Consider the following 621-nt stretch of genomic DNA (forward strand, 5'->3'; position numbering starts at 1 on the left):
CCTCACAGTGCTTTAAAAAGGTTGATGCGCGTTGAAATTGCACAATGCGAAAGATTTAGCGACGGTGGGCGCTCAAATCGTGGAAGGTCGATTCCGGGCGGGGGTATTTCCGCATCCTGTTAAGGGCCCATTGGCAGTCGCACTAGACGTCCGCTGATTTGTAATATCCAGATTGAACGCGTCTGGATCGAACCTACCGCGCAACACCGGTGCGGAAAGTGATCCCGCTTAGGCACTGTCGACCTTAAAGCGATGGTGCGAGTTATAGCCATAGTGGTAGATGCCTGTAAATGATCTAACGTGCCAAGCGCGCTTTTTGATCAGCGTGACCTCGGCATCGGCGGATCGTTCGGGAAGCCGGGACCCGACTTACCATAGCCAGTATCACACAACAGCATCATTCTCCGAGGTAGGCGGCCCGAACCTTCGGATCGTCGAGCATCTGTTTCGCGTCGCCCGACATCGTGATCAGACCGGAGTCCATCACGTAGCCACGATTGGCCGCCTGCAGCGCGAGACGCGCGTTCTGCTCGACGAGCAGAACGGTCATACCTTCGGCGGAAATCGAGCGCACCACTTCGAAGATCTTCTCGACCATGATCGGCGAGAGGCCCATCGACG

The 621-nt window shown here is 56.0% G+C and carries 1 pseudogene; it reads right to left on the bottom strand.

The features are described 5' to 3' along the window. Positions 1–397: 397 nt before the first annotated feature. Positions 398–621: pseudogene (locus AB3X89_RS40120) on the bottom strand (ABC transporter ATP-binding protein); the annotation flags it as partial.

The sequence above is a fragment of the Paraburkholderia sp. BR14320 genome (assembly GCF_040948665.1).
Lineage (GTDB): Bacteria > Pseudomonadota > Gammaproteobacteria > Burkholderiales > Burkholderiaceae > Paraburkholderia > Paraburkholderia youngii.